The 17,060-nt window shown below is 64.4% G+C and carries 12 protein-coding genes; 9 read left to right on the forward strand and 3 right to left on the reverse strand.

Going from position 1 to position 17,060, the window contains the following annotated elements:
• Positions 1-9 precede the first annotated feature (9 nt).
• Both ABZS37_RS29765 and ABZS37_RS29770 read right to left on the reverse strand, forming a co-directional pair.
• Entirely contained in the window at positions 10-1,014 is a 1,005-nt protein-coding gene (locus ABZS37_RS29765; RefSeq protein ID WP_355174420.1) for an acetamidase/formamidase family protein, read from the reverse strand.
• 5 nt (positions 1,015-1,019) lie between these two features.
• Positions 1,020-2,432, reverse strand: a complete 1,413-nt coding sequence (locus ABZS37_RS29770) for an APC family permease (protein ID WP_355174460.1) — start codon at positions 2,430-2,432, stop codon at positions 1,020-1,022.
• Between the two features lie 280 nt (positions 2,433-2,712).
• Between ABZS37_RS29770 and ABZS37_RS29775 the strand changes: the two genes are divergently transcribed.
• The 3 genes from ABZS37_RS29775 to ABZS37_RS29785 all read left to right on the forward strand — a co-directional run bounded on the left by ABZS37_RS29775 (position 2,713) and on the right by ABZS37_RS29785 (position 6,752).
• The gene (locus ABZS37_RS29775) at positions 2,713-3,939 is read left to right on the forward strand and encodes a helix-turn-helix transcriptional regulator (RefSeq protein WP_355174422.1); all 1,227 of its coding nucleotides are present in this window, start codon (positions 2,713-2,715) and stop codon (positions 3,937-3,939) included.
• A 10-nt stretch (positions 3,940-3,949) separates the two neighbouring features.
• Positions 3,950-4,666, forward strand: coding sequence for a creatininase family protein (locus ABZS37_RS29780; RefSeq protein ID WP_355174424.1), 717 nt, complete (start codon positions 3,950-3,952; stop codon positions 4,664-4,666).
• A gap of 898 nt (positions 4,667-5,564) precedes the next feature.
• The gene (locus ABZS37_RS29785; RefSeq protein WP_355174462.1) at positions 5,565-6,752 is read left to right on the forward strand and encodes a prolyl oligopeptidase family serine peptidase; all 1,188 of its coding nucleotides are present in this window, start codon (positions 5,565-5,567) and stop codon (positions 6,750-6,752) included.
• Here the strand turns inward: ABZS37_RS29785 and ABZS37_RS29790 are convergent.
• Positions 6,725-8,107, reverse strand: a complete 1,383-nt coding sequence (locus ABZS37_RS29790; protein ID WP_355174426.1) for a helix-turn-helix transcriptional regulator — start codon at positions 8,105-8,107, stop codon at positions 6,725-6,727. The two genes, ABZS37_RS29785 and ABZS37_RS29790, sit on opposite strands and share 28 nt — an antisense overlap.
• A gap of 450 nt (positions 8,108-8,557) precedes the next feature.
• Here ABZS37_RS29790 and ABZS37_RS29795 point away from each other — a divergent pair, with 450 nt between their 5' ends.
• From ABZS37_RS29795 to ABZS37_RS29820, 6 genes are all read left to right on the forward strand, one after another.
• Positions 8,558-9,511 carry a cupin domain-containing protein gene (locus ABZS37_RS29795; RefSeq protein WP_355174428.1) on the forward strand — a complete coding sequence of 318 codons (954 nt, stop codon included), beginning with the start codon at positions 8,558-8,560 and terminating at the stop codon, positions 9,509-9,511.
• Positions 9,512-9,567: 56 nt separating this feature from the next.
• A complete protein-coding gene (locus tag ABZS37_RS29800) occupies positions 9,568-10,044 on the forward strand; it encodes a hypothetical protein (RefSeq protein ID WP_355174430.1) in 477 nt (158 codons plus the stop codon).
• Positions 10,045-10,060: 16 nt separating this feature from the next.
• The gene (locus tag ABZS37_RS29805) at positions 10,061-10,870 is read left to right on the forward strand and encodes a phosphotransferase (RefSeq protein ID WP_355174432.1); all 810 of its coding nucleotides are present in this window, start codon (positions 10,061-10,063) and stop codon (positions 10,868-10,870) included.
• Positions 10,871-11,188: 318 nt separating this feature from the next.
• Entirely contained in the window at positions 11,189-11,836 is a 648-nt protein-coding gene (locus tag ABZS37_RS29810) for a sigma-70 family RNA polymerase sigma factor (protein ID WP_355174434.1), read from the forward strand.
• 640 nt (positions 11,837-12,476) lie between these two features.
• A complete protein-coding gene (locus ABZS37_RS29815) occupies positions 12,477-15,764 on the forward strand; it encodes an NACHT domain-containing protein (RefSeq protein WP_355174436.1) in 3,288 nt (1,095 codons plus the stop codon).
• Positions 15,765-16,378: 614 nt separating this feature from the next.
• Entirely contained in the window at positions 16,379-16,732 is a 354-nt protein-coding gene (locus tag ABZS37_RS29820; RefSeq protein ID WP_355174438.1) for a hypothetical protein, read from the forward strand.
• Positions 16,733-17,060 lie beyond the last annotated feature (328 nt).

Here is a 17,060-nt window from a genome sequence, read left to right on the forward strand (position 1 = left end):
AACCGGTTCCTACCGCGGTCCGGCCGCGAGCTGTCGCAGCCGGCGGTGTACCCCGTCGTACGCGGCGCGCGGGGCGGGTAGGAGGGTTTTGTCGACGGCGGCGAGGACGGTGTAGTTGGGGTCGCACACGTTGCCGATCGGCGCCCGGCCTGCCTGGGACACCAGTTGGTAGGCGTCGAGGGTGTCCAGGCCGGTGAGGGTGCTGGCCCAGCCGACGAGGTCGTGGTGGGCGATGCGGTAGGCGTCCTCCAGGGGGCGTGCACAGCCGACCGACATGATCGAGGTGTCGGTCTCCACCCGGGGCCAGGGCGTGGACATGCCTTTGAGCAGCTCGACGATCAAAGTGGTGGTGGTCGCGATCTCCACGCCCACTCCGCAGGCCTCGCCCTCGCCTTGGCGGGCGTGGCCGTCGCCGAGGGCGAGCATCGCCCCGTGCACATTCACCCCGAGGTAGAGGGTGGTGCCGGCGCGCAGCTCGGGTGTGTCGAGGTTCCCGCCGTGGGTGCCGGGGATGATGGTGGAGAGCGCCTGGAACCCGCCGGGTGCGACGCCGATCGTGCCGATCATCGGGTCCAAGGGCAGATCCACCGTGTGGTCGCTGCCTGTTGCCTGGAACCGGACTGTCCCGCCCCGCTGGTCGATTCCGTACACCCACACCCGCTCCTGAAGCGGTGGCTGGAGCGTGGGGGTGTGGCTGGTGGAGGTGAGCGCGCCGAAGTGCGGGAATGTGGCCGACACACCCCACGTGCGGGCGGGCACGATCGAGGCGATGTGGACGGCGAGGGTGTCGCCTGGTTCGGCGTCGTCGATGAAGAACGGCCCGGAGACGGGGTTGAGGTAGGGCATGCGGCACACCTGCGACGGCAGATCACCGGGGCCGCGCACGAGGCCGCCGAAGCAGTCTTCGGTGAAGACCTGCAGCACGTCACCCGAGCGCACATGCGCGACCGGCATCCGGGCGCCGAAGGTGTAGGCCATCTCGTCGGGGCCGGGGGAGTACACGATGCCGTCCATGCCGATCACACCCGCTCCGCATGCGGCCGGCGCGGCTGCGGCTGCGCAGGCGCCAATCCGGACAGCGTCGGTCGCCGCCCGGACAGGTACAGGCCGGCCAGGACGAGGATGCCGAGGGTGAGCCATGCCAGGCCGAGGCGCTGCGCGGCGATGTTGGCGTTGATCACCACCCAGGTGAGGATCGCGAAGCCGACCGCCGGCATGACCAGGTGCGCCCACACGTTGGTGCTGCGACCCCGGATGAGGTGATGCACGACCACGGAGACGTGTAGGACCAGGAACGCCACCATCGCCCCGAAATTGATCAACGACGACAACAGGGTGATCCCATCCGCACGCGTGGCCATGTACAGGCCCAAGGCGAGAGACACGAACCCGGTGAGCAGGGTCGCGTTGATCGGCACGTTCCGGCGGATCGACACCTTCGCCAGAAACGCCGGCAGCTGCCGGTCCCGCGCCATCGCAAACAGCAGCCGAGACGTGGCGACCTGCGCGACCATCGAGTTCGGCAACCCCCACGCGATCGCCGTCGCCACCGCGCACACCGTCGCCAGCCACCCTCCGCCAGCCACGGCGGCGGCGTCGTAGAAAGCGGTGCCGTTCGGATCCCCGTCGCTGAGCAGTGATGCCGGGTCGGGGAGGAGCATCGCGGCGAGCCACGTCTGCGCGATGAACAACACCCCCGCCAACGCCAGGACGGCGGCCATCGCCCGGCCGATCTGACGGGCGCCGCCCCGGGTCTCCTCGGCCAGCATGCTGATGCCGTCAAAACCGAGGAACGACAGCACCGCGATCGACACCGCCCCCGCGACAACCGACCAAGTGAAGGTGTCGGAATTGTAGAACGCCTCCCAACTGAACCGACCCCGACCCGTGGCCAGCGCCCACCCGGCGATGGCCAGGAAGACCGCCAGGACGATCAGCTCACCAACGAGCATGACCCGCGTGACGAGCGCGGTCATCCGGATCCCCACCGAGTTGACGACCGTGTTGACCGCGACGAACCCGACCAGCCACAGCCACACCGGCACCGCCGGCACCGTCGCGTGCATCGCCACCGAGGCCACCAGATACAACAACCCTGGAACCAGGACGTAGTCGAGGAGGATCACCCAGCCGGCGAGGAAGCCCACCGGTGGGCTGATTCCTCGGCCGGCGTAGTTGTAGACGCTGCCGGACATCGGGAACGCCCTCACCATCTGCGCGTACGAGAACGCGGTGAACACCAGTGCCACCACACCGATCGCATACGCCAGGGCCACCATCCCGCCCGAGCCGACGTACACGCTGCCGAAGATCGCCATCGGCGCGATCGGCACCATGTACACCAAGCCGTAGGCAAGTAGATCCCGGAACCGCAGTTGGCGGCTCAACTCCTGCCGATATCCATATCGGGACAGCTCATTCTGGAGACTCATTAGACTCCTCAAATAGTTGACGCCTGGCTGATTTGACGACTTCTGCAGCTGGCCTGTTAGGGAGGGCATCTGCCCGTCGGCCCGAATCGCCGCGAATAGTTCGCCTGGCGCCCGGACGGGTATCTCAACAACGAGAATTGCGCACCGGGTCAGACGAGTCGATAGCGGTGATGCGGACATAGGGCGTTGTCCGCATGCAACTGTCCGCGTAGCGTTCGACCACGTATGGTCAGGACCGTCTGACTGCGGCAGCGACGGGCAACGGCATCCAGGAGTACCGGTGGCTCAGGTTCCACGACGGCTGACCCCGCATCGATCAGTGCTGCATGGGTTCGGTGCCGTGCTGCGACAATGGCGCGAGTGCCGCGGGCTGTCTCAGCGCGCTCTAGGCAGGCTGGTGCACGTCAGTGGGGACCTCATCGGCAAGGTGGAGAAGGCCGATCGTTGGCCGTCCGCCCGCCTCGTCGATTCGTGTGAGGCCGCACTGCAGACGGGTGGTGAGTTGCTCCGCTTCCTGCCAGACCTCGAACGCGAGCGTCGGCTGACCGTCCTCGATCACCGCTCGGCCGGCGGTGTGGACGGCCTGCTCGGGGGAGTCATGGATCATCCCGAGGAGACTGACCTGCTCCCACCGTGGCACGAGCAACTCGTCGGCCTCGCCACTGCCGGAAATCGCATCGGGTATGCGGGGATGGCGTCCACCGCCCATGCGCAGATCAGCGCCGCAGCCACCATCGGGCGGCGGAGCAGCTCAACCGCCCGTCGAGACGTACTCATCGCCCAGGCACTGTGGGCCGAGTTCCTCAGCTGGATCGACGAGCAGAGCGATGCCGCTGAGGCGGACGCATGGCTGCGACGCGCCCAGCAACACGCCGTCGAGGCTAACGCGCCGGTGCTGGCAAGCTACGTCCTGATGAGGCAGAGCCAACGCGCCCTCGAGCGATTCGACCCGCGTAGGGCCGCTGTCCTGGCGCGGCAGGCGCTGGACGAGGTTCGGCTACCAGGCCGCATCCGCGCTCTTCTGCTGGTCCGCCAGGCCCAGGCTTACGCGATGGGAGGTGACCAGAGCGCCTGTGTAGCCAGCATTGACAAGGCGCAGAGGGTCGCGGGCAGCGCCGACTGGGACTCAGAGCTGCCGGTCGATGTTGGCGCCCACTGCAACCCGGTGTACGTGGCTGCCCACGAAGCGCAGTGCCGTCTGCTGCTCGGCCAACCGGCGGCCGCAGCCAATCTCTACGAGCAACTCCTCCAGCACTGGCCAGCTCAGTGGCGCGTCGACGAGGCCCTGTGGCGATCGGTCCTGTCCACCGCCTACGTCAACAATGGCAACGTCGAACGCGCTGCGACCGAGGCCACCAAGGCCCTTACCTTGGCCGCTGGTACCTCCTCCGCACGGGCTCTGCGCTGGTTGAACCCCACGGCGGTGGCCCTTCGACAGCAGCCAGCCGTTCCCGAGGCGGCGGCCTTCGTGCTCGCCTATCGGCAGGCGACTCTCGAAAGCGTGTAACCATTAGCCCGTGGACCTGATCACCACAGCAACAAGCACCGACGAGTCCGAGCGAGCGGCGTCCATCGCGGTCCTCCCAGTCGGGAGTTTCGAACAGCACGGCACCCACCTGCCGCTGCTGACGGACACCATCGTGGCATGCGCGATCGCGAAGGCAGTCGCCGAGCGCTACCGCCTCTTCCTGCTTCCGCCCGTTACTGTCTCCTGCTCCCACGAGCACGCGGCGTGGCGTGGAACGGTCAGTATCAGCGCCACCACCCTCGCCGCCGTGGTCGTCGACATCGCCGCCTCCCTGCACGAGTCGGGCATCGATCAGCTCGCCGTGATCAACGGACACGGCGGGAACTACGCGCTTGCCAACGTCGTTCAGGAAGCCAACGTCGCCGGATCGCGGATGACTCTGTTCCCTGCTCGGGCCGACTGGGACGAGGCTCGGCTGGCCGCCGGCCTGCACAGCACCGCCCACCAGGACATGCACGCTGGCGAGCTCGAGGTTTCGCTGCTCCTACATGTTGCGCCGGAGGTGGTGCGTGATGGCTTCCAGCATGCCGACCACGTAGCGGACGACCGACGTCACCTCCTGACGCGGGGCATGAGTGGATACACCGCCAGCGGCGTCATCGGTCTGCCGTCCCAGGCCACTGCGGCCAAGGGCAAAGCCGTACTCGAAGACCTTGTTCGCTCCTTCGCTGACCATTACGGCCTCCTGTCGAGACCCAAAGCATGATCAGGAGATGATGCTGGACAGGAGCTGTTGTTCGCATCGACATCGCCCCCGGGAGAGCGACCGGGCGGCGGCAGTTTGCGAGGTGATGCAGCGGCAGGGACAAGGTGCTCAGACGTAGAGTCGGCCACGTCTAGGCCGTCACGCCGGCCCGGAGGACCGAGTCCTGCCGCTGACGGCGCTGGCGCCCTGGGCGACCGGTTCACGAGACCGCCGTCGTCCGACTCGCGTGGAAGCTGTTCGAGGAGGATCCGTGAGGCTGGGGGACAGGATCGCTGAAGTGTCAGTGGGCGACGCCGTCCGCGCCTCCGTGAGCTATGACCAACTGCGTACCGGTGATGACGGCCTGTACTGGCTGGAGACTCGCCCCGACGTCGACGGAAGTGCGACGGTCACACGTTGGCGGCCCGGCGAGGGCCAGCGTGATTTCAGTCCGGTGGGCTTCGATATCGCAAACGGGCTTCACGCGTACGGGGGCGGATCGTTCGCTGTCGTCGAGGGGACGTTGTGGTGCGTCGGCGGAGATGGTCTCTACCGGAGGCGCCGTCACGGCGAGGAACTCGAATTGGTCAGCCAAGGATCCTTCGGTGACCTAACGATCGGCGACGGCGAGTTGTTGGCTGTGCGGGAGTCGGAGCAGGGTGACGAACTCGTTACGGTGTCGCTCACCGGGGCTCCGCAGGTGCGGATTCTCGCCTCGTCCCGTGGGTTCCTCGCTGCGCCTCGGCCGGGTCCAGGGTTGTTGGCCTGGACCGCCTGGAGCGAGCGGGACATGCCCTGGGATACGTGTGAGGTGTGGATGGCCTCCTACTCGCCGCGTGGTTCGGTCGAGGGCGCAGTGAGACTGGCCGGCGGTCCGGATGAGTCTGCGGTGGAGCCGCGGTGGGGGCCTGACGGGGCGTTGTACTTCGTGTCGGACCGCAGTGGCTGGTGGAACCTCTACCGGTGGGACGGCCACCGGGTGGAGGCGGTGGCGCCGATCGCGGGTGAGTGCGCCGCGGAGCCGTGGGAGCTGGGTTACGCGTCGTACGGCTTCCTCGATGGCGGTCGGATCGTCGTGGCGGTGCAGGAGGGGCCGCGACACCGCCTTGTCATCGTCGAGCCCGACGGCACTGTCCGCCCGGTCGACCTTCCGTTCACGTCGATCAAGCCGTACCTGGCTGTTCGCGGGGCGACGGTGGCGTTGATTGGATCGTCACCGACCGCGGCCCCGCAGGTCGCGCTGATCGACCTGGCTGACGCCGATCCGCAGGTGGAGGTGCTTGCCAGGTCGGAGCATGCCGGACTCGACGGCGCGCGAGTATCGACGCCGACGGAGCTGCGCGTTCGAGTGGCCAGTGGTCGGGAGGTACTTGCCCTGGTGTATCCGCCGACAGGCGCGGCGGCGGACTGGCGGGCACCGATGATCGTTCGGGCGCATCCTGGGCCTACCGCCTCCTGCCTGCTGCGCCTGGACTGGCAGGCGCAGTTCTTCACCAGTCGCGGGTTCGCCGTCGTGGATGTCGACTACCTGGGTAGCACCGGGTACGGCCGGGTGTACCGGGAATCGCTGTACGGCCGGTGGGGCCTGGACGATGTCGATGACTGCGCGGCTGTGGCGGTGCACCTGCTGTCGACGGGGCGGGCGGTGCCGGGGCAGGTGTTCATCCGTGGTGCCAGCGCCGGCGGGTACACCGCGTTGCACGCGGTGGCACAGGACGGCCCGTTCGCCGCTGCCACCGCCGTATCGGCGATCGTGGATCCTGACCGGTGGGCGCAGACGGTGCCCCGGTTCCAGCGGGCGCACGCGATGCGGCTGCGCGGGGGCGCCGGCCGGGTCCATGCCGCCGCTGTCCAACAGCCGGTGCTGCTCATTCATGGCACCGCCGACGAGGTGGCCGTGGTCGAAGATGTCCGCGAACTCGCCGACGAGTTGGCGTCTCTCGGCATGGCGCCCGAGGTGTTGCTTCTTGCTGATGTCGGCCACTATGTGGCGTCGTCCCGTCGAGCAGGCGCGGCGCTGGAGGCGGAGCTGGCTCACTACCGCTCGGTGATGGCGGGTGCGGCCGACGATCAACGGGGTTACACAGCCGCCAGCGGTAGTTGGTGACGCACATACTCGCCGAACTCGCGGACCTCGGGCTCACACCGATAGGGCTCGAGGTCAGCCTGTACCTCGACGATGCGCTGCAGGCAGCGGTGTGAGGTGGTTCGTGCGGCGTAGTCGACTGCCTCGCGTGCGGTGGCGCAGGCTTCGTCGATGCGGCCGGTGGCGGCCAGCGACGAGGCCAGGAGCGCGGTGTCGATGGCGAGTCGCCGGACATGCGTTGGACTCAACACGGTAAGGGCGTCGCCCAGGTGCCGTTGGGTGTGCTGCGGTCGGCCCAGGTCGTGGAAGCAGTGGGCGATCTCGTCGGCGAGGTATGCCGCGTCGAAGTACCGGATCCAAGGAGGCTCGTCCTCGGGCTTGCTGCGGGCCAGTTGCTTCTCCGCGATGTCGAGGCGGGTCAGGCATTCGCCTTCGCGTCCAAGGCGGGCGTGCGTGCGCGCCACCACCGCGTGCAGAGCGGCTGCCACAGCGGGCGTCGTCCGGGTCTCGCTTCCTTTCACCGCCGTCAGCACCATCCTGCGTGCCGGCTCGGGGTGCCCGCAGTGCAGCGCGAGGTGGCCGATGCTCACGGCGAGCAGGTAGCTGCCGTACAGGCGGTCGTCGGCAGCTTCCGTCAGACGTAGAGCGCGAAGGTAGCGGCGCTGGGCGAGGCCGTGGGCGCCGGTGTCGACCGCCTGGTATCCGCAGAGCTCGAAGAATCCCGCCGCCAGCGCGTAGAGATGGCGACCAACAGCCTCAGAGGTTGGAGTATTCGCCAACAGCCGGTTCAGTTCGCCTTCGACGTACCGCTGCACCTGCGCGTGGACTCGTCCAGCGCCGTGGGTGTGGTCCAACTGCCGGAACATCCCCAGAGCGGTCTCCGCCGAATGAAGATCCTCTTCGTCAACCTGGTCAGGTGAGCCGAGTCGTCCGGCCACGAACAGGCGTGGTGCCGCTGAGGCGTTCAGCCAGTCCTGTGCGGCGCGGTCAAGAACACCGGGCTGGAAGGGAACACGGACAACCATGTCCGCCACCCCGGGCGCCTCCTCCGCTAGGGCCAGCAGGGTTCCGGCGTTGGTGGGACCGCTCGCGGAAGCCGTCCGCATACCCTCGTTGGCGCGACTTCCCTCGACAAGCGGTAGCAGGCGGATCAACGCCCCTCCGGTTGCCAACGCCTTGTCGCAGGCTTCAACGAATTCCCGGGAGGGGAAACGGTCTGCTGTCTCGACCCGACGCACGAGGTCGGCACTGAACCGAATCATCGCGCCGAGTTGCGCCTGCGAGAAGTTGGCCCTCTCCCGCAGCCGACGCAGCTCGGCTCCGAAGAAATGGCGCTCAGACAGCGACGGCTGGAGCGTTCGCGGGATCTGGCCCATAGCACCGCCTCCTCTGGCTGATCCCACCACCATGGCGATGAGCCGCATGGATATCGCGCACATAGGGTCACTCAGTGTTCAGCGCGGCGCAAGCAAGAACACTGAGATGCGTAGATGCGGGCCAAGCTCATCGGTGACGCACATGCGGACAACCGCTTCGTCCGCATGCTTGGCATTCACTCCACCGACTCGATGGGCGAGTGTGGAGACGGACCTGGCTACTCGTCAGATCCGCCCCTGACTTGAACGAGCGCGGGAGGTTGCAGTGGAGCAGGAGACCGTTCCGCCGCCGTGATCTTGATAAACGTCGGCCGCATCCTCGGCCTTGCCGCTACGCGAGCGGTCACGCGGATCGGCATCCGTGCATAGGGCTGGGGCATCCACTTGCCAGTGGGTTGAAGGAGCCACCAGCAGCTCGGACCTGACCTCTCCCACATCCCGGAGGATGAAATGTCCCTCACGACGTTGTTCGACGAGGTCACGGTCAGGGAGATGATGACCGCCTGGCCGACCAAGCCGGAGCTTCACAAGCTGCCCAACGACAGCAGCGTCCTCAATGTCGTCAACGCGGAACTCATCAACGGCTACCTCGACACCGGTACTGCACCCGCAGAGCAGCTCATCGTAATCAAGGACGGGGCAGCGCTCCACCCCCGGGCATACACGACGGGCGGCTACGTTGACCCTGGCAAAATCGCGAAATGGCGCGGCCGGGGCTACACCGTCCAACTGCGCAACCTGAACCGCTGGTGTCCCGCGGTGCACGCGATCTGCTCCGCGATCCAGGACGAGACCGGTTACGGCTGCTACGCCACCGGCTTCGCCACCCCGGCAGGGGGGCAGGGTCTGTATCACCACTGGGACCAGAACATGGGCCTGATCTACCAGATAGCCGGTCGCAAGACCTGGCAGATCTGGGAGCCAGGAGTCGATGAACCTCACAATGAGCAGTTCGCGTCTAACACCTCACCGGGCAGCGGCGTCATCGACCGCATGAAATCGATGCACCCCGACTTCGAGTTTGACCTCGTCCCCGGCCAAATCTTGGTGCTGCCGCGAGGGTGGATGCACAACCCGCACGCTCGTGGCCAGACGGAGGACAGCGTCCACGTGACCTTCGTGGCCCGCGAGCTCACCGGCTACTGGATCGTCGGAAAGCTGGTCCAGGCCGCGCTCACCTCAACCCCGCTGCGGCGCGTAATCCCGCCCGCCAGCGTTGTCGACGCCGCTGCCTTCGCCGGACAGGTCGCCGAGGCGCGCGACCAGCTGACGCAGTGGCTGGCTAGCGCCGACGTCAGCGCGCTGGCCGTCGAGTTGCTCCAGGTAGCACGCACCGAGCCAAACGTCGACTACATCTCCCACGCACCGCGACCCCGCCCCACCGGCCCCCAGTCGGCCCGCTGATTCGGGATTTCCCCGGCGCATCAGGCGCCGGCGATCCATACATCCAAGGAGGAGCCGTGACCCTCGCGACCACAGTGTTGGTTCAGGCCGACAAAGACCCCCAGACCCTCATCGACCCGGAGACCTTCGACAAGCTGGCCCTGCACTTCGCCGCCGAGCAGGAGGTCACCAAGACTTACGCCCGGCGGGCCGTCGGGCAGATGCTGCTCATGCTGAAGGCGCACTCCGACTCGCAGCACGATCCCGACTTCGGCCGGCTGCTGCCCGCCGGCCGGTCTTATCGGGTCGTCCCGACCGAGCCCGTCGACGCCGCCTGGCACGTTTCGCTGCAACACACCGAGCCCTACCACGCCGCCTGCGAGCAGGTTGCGGGAGGCTTCGTGCACCACGTGCCGATCCTGACGGAGGGCATGGCGGACGGCTCCTCCATGGAGTACACCCGCCAGGCACTGAAGGCGACCGGCTACTACATCGACCCCGAGTTCTGGGACGGCGAGGCGAAGTCCTGCTGCCCGCCTAACCCGGGAGTCTGAAAGGGCCATCTGACCGATGCGCATTGACTGGACCGCGCTACCCGAGGCCGTCAGCAAAGAGGTAGCCGACCGGGCCGGCGGAACTCACATCATTCCTGCCACGACCGGTGACCACGCAGAGATAGCCGCAACCATCACCGGACCGAACGGGAAGGTGTTCGTCAAAGCGGCCCATACCGACTTCGGTGTCCGGTCACTGCGCTTCGAGCTGCGGGTGAGTGAGGCCCTCAGCGGGGCTCACTCACCCGCTGTCGAGTGGCACTTCGAGGCTGCTGGTTGGCTGGTGGTGGGCTTCGAGCACTGCGACGGCCCGCACGCTGACCTGTCCCCGGGAAGCCCTGATCTGGATCTTCTCGGTGAGGCACTGACGATGCTAGGTAAGACACCAGCACCCGATGTGCCGCTGTTCAGTCCGAAGGCGCGGCTCGGGTTCGAGCATCCGACGATGGACGGCGACACGCTCGTTCATACCGACCTCGGCCCGGCTAACCTGATCGTGACCCCGCACGGCCTGCGGATTGTCGATTGGGCGATGGCGACCAAGGCCGCGCCGTGGGTTGAGCTGGCCATGCTTACCCAGTGGCTGATCAGCGCCAGACACACCCCCGAAGGGGCCGAACAGTGGCTAGCGCGGCACCCCGCCTGGGGGCTGACTGATCCAGAGGTATTGGACTGCTTCGCGACGAAGAACGCGAAGAAGTGGGCGTCGAAGTCGGCCGGGTCCACCGCGGCTTGGATGCATGACCTCGCGGCCTGGACGTCCCAATGGGCGGCCTATCGGTGCCAAACCGGCAAGACCGCGCAACGGACTAACTCTCACCACTGACCCTGACCGTCGGAGCGCACGGTCTTCGGGGGCGTGTTGACCAGCACTAGGTTGCGCTTCGAAGTTCCTCGGCCCCGCTACCTGAGTAGTGGAGCCGAAACCTCGCGTGCTGCCGACCGTCGACCTACAGGCGATCGCACCACGGATTGGGCGCGACGAGCTCGGCCAGGGCCGGTGCGGGTACCGCGCGATCCAGCACCTCGTCGCTGATCGCGATCGCCGAAGCGCTGCCCGGCGGCGGCCGGCTGCGGGATCAGCGCGCCGATGGATCATGCATCACTTTGACAGTGCCCGCCGCGGCCGGGAGCGGCAACCACCGTGGATGACAAGACCACCGAGCGGACCGAACCGCAGACGCAACGAGGAAACGCGCCGCCGCCGGACGGCCCGCTGATCGAGGCTTCCTTCCGGGCCGAGATCGACCCGGTCTTGAACATGCCACTGGACGCCCTGGCCGAGGCCCTGAGCGAGCGAGATCGGGTCCGTGAGGAGTTCAGCGCCTTCTACAGGGAATTCATGACCCGCCTGGGAGGCTGGCTGCTCCTGCACGGTTGGGCCTCGGAGGCCGACGCCTTCGACATCGCGCAGGAGACAATGCGCCTCGCGTACGAGAAATGGACCACCATCGAGCACCCCAAGGCCTGGGCTCGGCGTACCGCCTCCCGCCTGTGCGTCAAGCGACTGGCCAAGGGCGAGATGCTCCCGGTGGAAGACATTGAGGACCGGATCCCGCGCAAGGACGGCTCCGACTTCGCTGCGTCGGACACTCTGCAGGACTTCATGGCTGCCCTGCAGCAGCTCCCGCCTCGCCAGCGGCAGATGCTCCTGTGGGCCTACGAAGAGTACGAGCCCGCCGAGATCGCCGCAGAGCTCAATGTGACGCCAGAGGCGGTCCGGAGCAGCTTGTGGAAGGCCAGACGCAAACTCGCCACGATCATGCAGGCACACGGGCCGGATGACCAGTGAGTGAGGGGGTGAACGACATGAACGACCAAACCGCAGGAACACTGAGCAACCGTCCCGGAACCTCCGGCCCTAAGTCGGCCGCGCAGCGTTGGAGCGACGAGGCGCTGGACACCGCTGGCACTGCGGCTCTCGATGAGATCCAGCGAGGGCTTGACCGAACTTGGAACCTAGACGCGGGGCTTCAGGAGATCCTGCGCGCGGAGCACTACAACCGAGCTATCGAGGTGCTGCCAGGCAAGTTCGACATCGAGGCGGGCCTGGCTGAGATCGTTGGTCCACCTCCGGATCAACTGTTTACCCTGTGGGTACGGAGTCAAATTGATCCCACGACGGGGGACGTCATCGAGGTCGCCCGACCTGACAGTGGAACCTGCGACGTGGAAATTTTCGAGCCTCGAAGCGGCGCTCTGTACGTCACAGTGTCTGGGACGATCGACCACCAGGATCCGTGGACGCGGGGATCGAGGCCATCGGACTGGGCGGCAGACAGTGAGGATGGTGGGGTGGGTCGCGGGCCTGATCGTCTATGCGTTCGGATGCATGGATGGACGAGACTGCGTGACGTCCGGCCAACCTGCCCCAGGGGGCAGCGGTTCCAATGTGGACCGCCGTTCCACATACCGCGTACCATGGCCCGTTGGTGGTCAAGCTGCTGATTGGAGCCAGGTGCAATATGCCCGCTTTAGAAGGACTGGCCATTACCCTAGGAACCGCAGTAGCTAAGACTGCCTGCAACATCTGGCTCGGTTCAAACAACGCCATCGAAGGTGCCTCAACCAACGCTCTCGACGTAGGTTCATATTGGCTGATGAGTCCCAAAGAAAAGCGCCAGTATCGGCGACTCTGGGACCAGACTGCTGAAATCGTGGCTGACCGAATTGCACCCTTCGTTGACCGTGAGTTCAGAGATCTTGCCGAGAACGAGAAGGTGGCAGCTATAGAGGCCGTAACCGCCACCTTTGATCGGCAGATCATACGAGAAGAAGACCTGTTTGCTCACGACCTTGATGCCGCCTACCTAGATAAGCAGCTTCGCAGGCAGGACCCAAACCGGGCTAGTCTTGCTGGTCTATCTGAGGCTGGCTCAAGCCTGTACGACCTACTCCTCCGCGAGGGGTCTGCGTACATAATCGAGATCGTTCGAACGCTGCCGCAAGCCGAAATTACCGCTTTGACGGAGATCCTTCGGCGCGAACGGCAGATCGTCGACGACATGCGGGAGATGTTGGAACGACTTCCTGCCCGTCGTGGCGTTGACGACTTCGAGAGTGACTATCGGCAACTTGTCGCAAATCAACTCGATCACATTGAGTTCTATGGCGCGACTGTTTCCGATGTCACCCGCCGCTACCCTCTCTCTATCGCCTATCTAAGCCTAAAAGTGTCTGGGAATTTTGTCTTGACGAGAGTCGAAGGCGCAATACCCGGCACTGCTCCCAAGTCGATGCTAGGGCCGGTCCGCGTTACTGAAGTACTATCAGCGTCCAAGCGTTTGTTTATCAGAGGGCAGGCGGGTCTAGGGAAAACCACGCTCCTGCAATGGATAGCTGTACAAAGTGCGCGACGAGGCTTTGCCGGAGAAATGCAAGATTGGAATGCGACGGTCCCATTCTTCATTCCTCTCCGTCGGTACTCGTCCGAGCCGCTACCGCCTGCCGACCGATTCATTGAGAGCGTGGGACGGCACATCGCAGAAGAGATGCCGACCGGCTGGGTGCAGGAACAGCTTAGGACAGGCCGGGCGGTCGTCTTAATCGATGGGGTGGATGAATTCGCAGAGGGCAGGCGCGACGAGGCTCGAACCTGGTTAAGGGAACTTATGGTTACCTTTCCCGCCGCACGATTCATCATCACTACACGTCCGGCCGCGACACCAGCAGACTGGCTCGGGCGAGACGAATTCCAAGTGGCTGAGCTTGAGCCTATGGAAGCTGTGGACATTCCAACCTTTGTCAAACGGTGGCACGACGCGATGCGCGATCAATGTACGCGTCAAGATGAGTGTGACGACCTGAACGAATACGAAAAAATTCTGCTGGAGTCGTTGCAGGGAAGTCGGCACCTGCGTCAACTCGCCGGGTATCCGCTTCTTTGCGCCTTGTTATGCGCCTTGAACAAGGACAGTCGAGCGCAGTTACCAAATAATCGCATGGAGCTATACGATATCGCGCTCCAGATGCTCCTTGAGCGACGGGACCGGGAGCGCCAAATTAAATCTGGCGTTGTCTTGTCGCGTACCGAGAAAACGATTCTCTTGCAGAGTATTGCTTACTGGCTTATCAGAAATGGCTGGTCCTACGCAACCAAAGATCAGGTTATTGATAGGATTCGTGTAAAGCTGAAGTCGATGTCAGGGCTTTCAAGCGTTTGGGCGGAGAAGGTCTGTAAGGTTTTGCTTGAACGCAGCGGCCTCCTAAGGGAGCCCATCGAGGGGCAGATCGACTTCGTCCATCGATCTTTCCAGGAGTATTTGGCAGGCGCCGAAGCTATAGACGCTGGCGACATCGGTATTCTTGTTGATCACGCTCACCTTGATCAATGGAGCGACGTTATTATCTTGGCCGCCGGACATGCTTCTCCTAGGGAACGGCGTGAATTGCTGCTTGGTCTACTCGGTCGAGCAGACCAAGTTCCCAAGGAAATTGCGGACGCGCTGAAGCTGGTAGCGGTTGCCAGCCTGGAAACTTCTGCTGACTTGGCGCAGGATGCTAGGTCGACCATTGAAAAAGCAGCCAGGTCGATTCTGCCGCCGAAAACAATGGCTACGGCGAGATCTCTTTCTCGCCTCGGGCCAATAGCGTTTGATCTCCTCCGGCAAGCTTCGCCTAGGACCGGAGCCGAGGTGGCAGCCACCGTGCGGACGGTATCAGATCTGGATGATCCGAGCGTTATCTCGTTTTTAAGTCAATTTAACGGCGACAGGCGAATCGCTGTCAATCGAGAGCTGCTTCGGGCTTGGGCGAACTTCGATCCAGTGGAGTATGCCGAGCGTGTGCTGAGTAGGTCACCACTTGACGCGGGCAGTCTGGAGATTGTGGGTCGCAGGTATATTCCTGCTCTTAAGCACCTTGGAAATCTGAGTAGCTTAACTTGCTTCCTTGAGGACGATCGGTCCGACTTAAGCTTTATTCATGACCTACCGAAGTTGGCTGAACTTCACATTGTTGGAGCTGGGTTATCGACACTAGAAGCCTTGGCTGATAGTGCGATCGAAGGTTTGGGGATCTATGGGATTGACAGGTTTGAAGAGGAACCTCTAGACCTCTTCCCTCTCGCAAGGGCTTCTCGCTTGACGCGCCTGCACGTATGGCCACGTAGGGTCACTAACTTGTTGTCGGTTCTCCAAGCGCTGCCTGATATATCCGATTTATCGGTAGGCTTTCTAGGGAGGGTGCAAGAAATCCCTGCTCTGCCCAAGCTGGAGTCTCTCGGGTTTGGCCGAGCAAGTGTTGAAGACGGGGACCTCGACTATCTATCGTTTGCCCCGAAAGTGTCACACCTGACCATTCAGGAGAGTCGGGTACATAAGGCTGCCTGGTCCGCTCTGGCCCAGTGGAAGAACTCACTCAGTACTTTAGTGTTCCGGGAAATGCCCGAGGTTGACCTGACTCCTCTCGCAAATACCAAGAAGAGGCTAAATATTGTCCTTAATCAAATTGAATACGTAGACGGTCTCGAATTGCTACTGGAGGCAGATGCGGTGCGCGAATTGCGTCTTATCTACTACCGTCCAGCCCGTGTTCCTGATTTGACAGTTCTTAGAGGAAGGAATTCTCTTAAGGAGCTAACGCTCAGCTTTCGAGCGAACTCTGAAATTGACCTGACTCCGCTCTCTGGAGTTCGGTTTCTGCAGGTTCGGGTGCCCGCTGGTGTGCCGATCCGCGGGGCTGAAGGATTGGGCCAATACTCCTCCGTTCATATTGAGTAGTGATCAAATCGTATCAGTGGCTACCATATGCGGGTCTGGCGTGCTCTGCGATTCGCCGGAGTTGGTGGCCAAAAGCCAGGACGTTTGCCAGGGATGGTTGCCCAGGGCGATGGCGAGGTGATCAACTGTGTCGTTTGTGGTCGATTATTGGCGACTGGCGCATCGGCACTTAGTACTTCAGGGGACGTCTGGAGCTGGAGCTGCAGGTTGAGCCGGAAGGTTTGCTGGTGATTGGCGGGTAAAAGTTGCAGTGGTGGCGAAGGCGTTTACCCGAGGCGCGACAGCGCCGGCAAGGACGAGTTGTCGTCCCGGGGGTGTCCCTATGGGTTTCGCCAAGCCGCAATCGGTGCGGCGGTCCTGACGCTGATGCCGGGCATCGACGTCGGGACCGGGGGGCAAGAGGGGCAGCTGGGCTTTACAGCCATCCGTACAGCCAAGCCTACCGACGGGCACGATCCGAGCCCGACGGCAGGCAACACGGCGGGCAGGTCAGCGGCAGTGACCGACGTTGGCCAACAAGAGTCTTGATCTTTGCAAGGCCAGGGTTCGCGAGGAGCTGCACCAGGCGCAAGCCGTCGACCGTCTCCCCGGTCAGGGGCTGGCAGACTTCGGCGATGAGTTACGACCTGGCGGTGTGGGAGGGCATGCAGCCTGCGCACGATGGGGAGGGCGGCGCTGTCTACGAACAGCTCTACGAGGAGTACATGGAGGGTGAGGAGATTGCCCCCACTCCGGGCATTCTTGCCTACACCGAAGCGCTAGCTGAGCGCTGGGCCGTCCTGACCGAAGGTAGAGCCTCTGGTTGGGGCTCGCTGCTTGACGATGCTTCCGGACCGATGATCTACCTGACGATGCCCTACGGACTGGCCGGAGAGTTGTCGGTCGAGGCCGCCCGCCTGGCCGCCGAGCATGGACTTGTCTGCTACGACCCACAGTCGGAGCATCTGCGGCCAGTGCACGACGATTAGGCGGAGGTCTCCGCCCTCGCGGACTGCCCTGCGGGCGGCCGCCGGCCGTCCTCGGGCGCCCGCGGCGCGTCATCCGAAAGTCAGCGGATCGTCAGCGAACGCCGTACCGCGGGGCGACACTCGATCATGCTCGGCGGCACGACCGCTACGTCTGACCACGCGGTACGGCACTTGATCACACTCGCTGCTACGTCAGGTCACTTTCCCCCCCGACGGGGGTCATGCCCGCGGCCGAGGGGGAGCTTGCGTAGGGGTGTTGCCTCCGGCGCTCCGCGACGGGGGACTTGACGGCCCTTCCGTGGCCCCTCGCGTTCCCCTGGCATGCATG

The sequence above is a fragment of the Micromonospora sp. NPDC005413 genome (genome assembly GCF_040606435.1).
GTDB lineage: Bacteria > Actinomycetota > Actinomycetes > Mycobacteriales > Micromonosporaceae > Micromonospora.

What these genes read in the sequence shown, in the direction of transcription:
- ABZS37_RS29765 (WP_355174420.1), bottom strand. Translation starts at nt 1,014, where the DNA reads ATGGACGGCATCGTGTACTCCCCCGGCCCCGACGAGATGGCCTACACC.
- ABZS37_RS29770 (WP_355174460.1), bottom strand. Translation starts at nt 2,432, where the DNA reads ATGAGTCTCCAGAATGAGCTGTCCCGATATGGATATCGGCAGGAGTTG.
- ABZS37_RS29790 (WP_355174426.1), bottom strand. Translation starts at nt 8,107, where the DNA reads ATGGGCCAGATCCCGCGAACGCTCCAGCCGTCGCTGTCTGAGCGCCAT.
- ABZS37_RS29795 (WP_355174428.1), top strand. Translation starts at nt 8,558, where the DNA reads ATGTCCCTCACGACGTTGTTCGACGAGGTCACGGTCAGGGAGATGATG.
- ABZS37_RS29805 (WP_355174432.1), top strand. Translation starts at nt 10,061, where the DNA reads ATGCGCATTGACTGGACCGCGCTACCCGAGGCCGTCAGCAAAGAGGTA.
- ABZS37_RS29820 (WP_355174438.1), top strand. Translation starts at nt 16,379, where the DNA reads ATGAGTTACGACCTGGCGGTGTGGGAGGGCATGCAGCCTGCGCACGAT.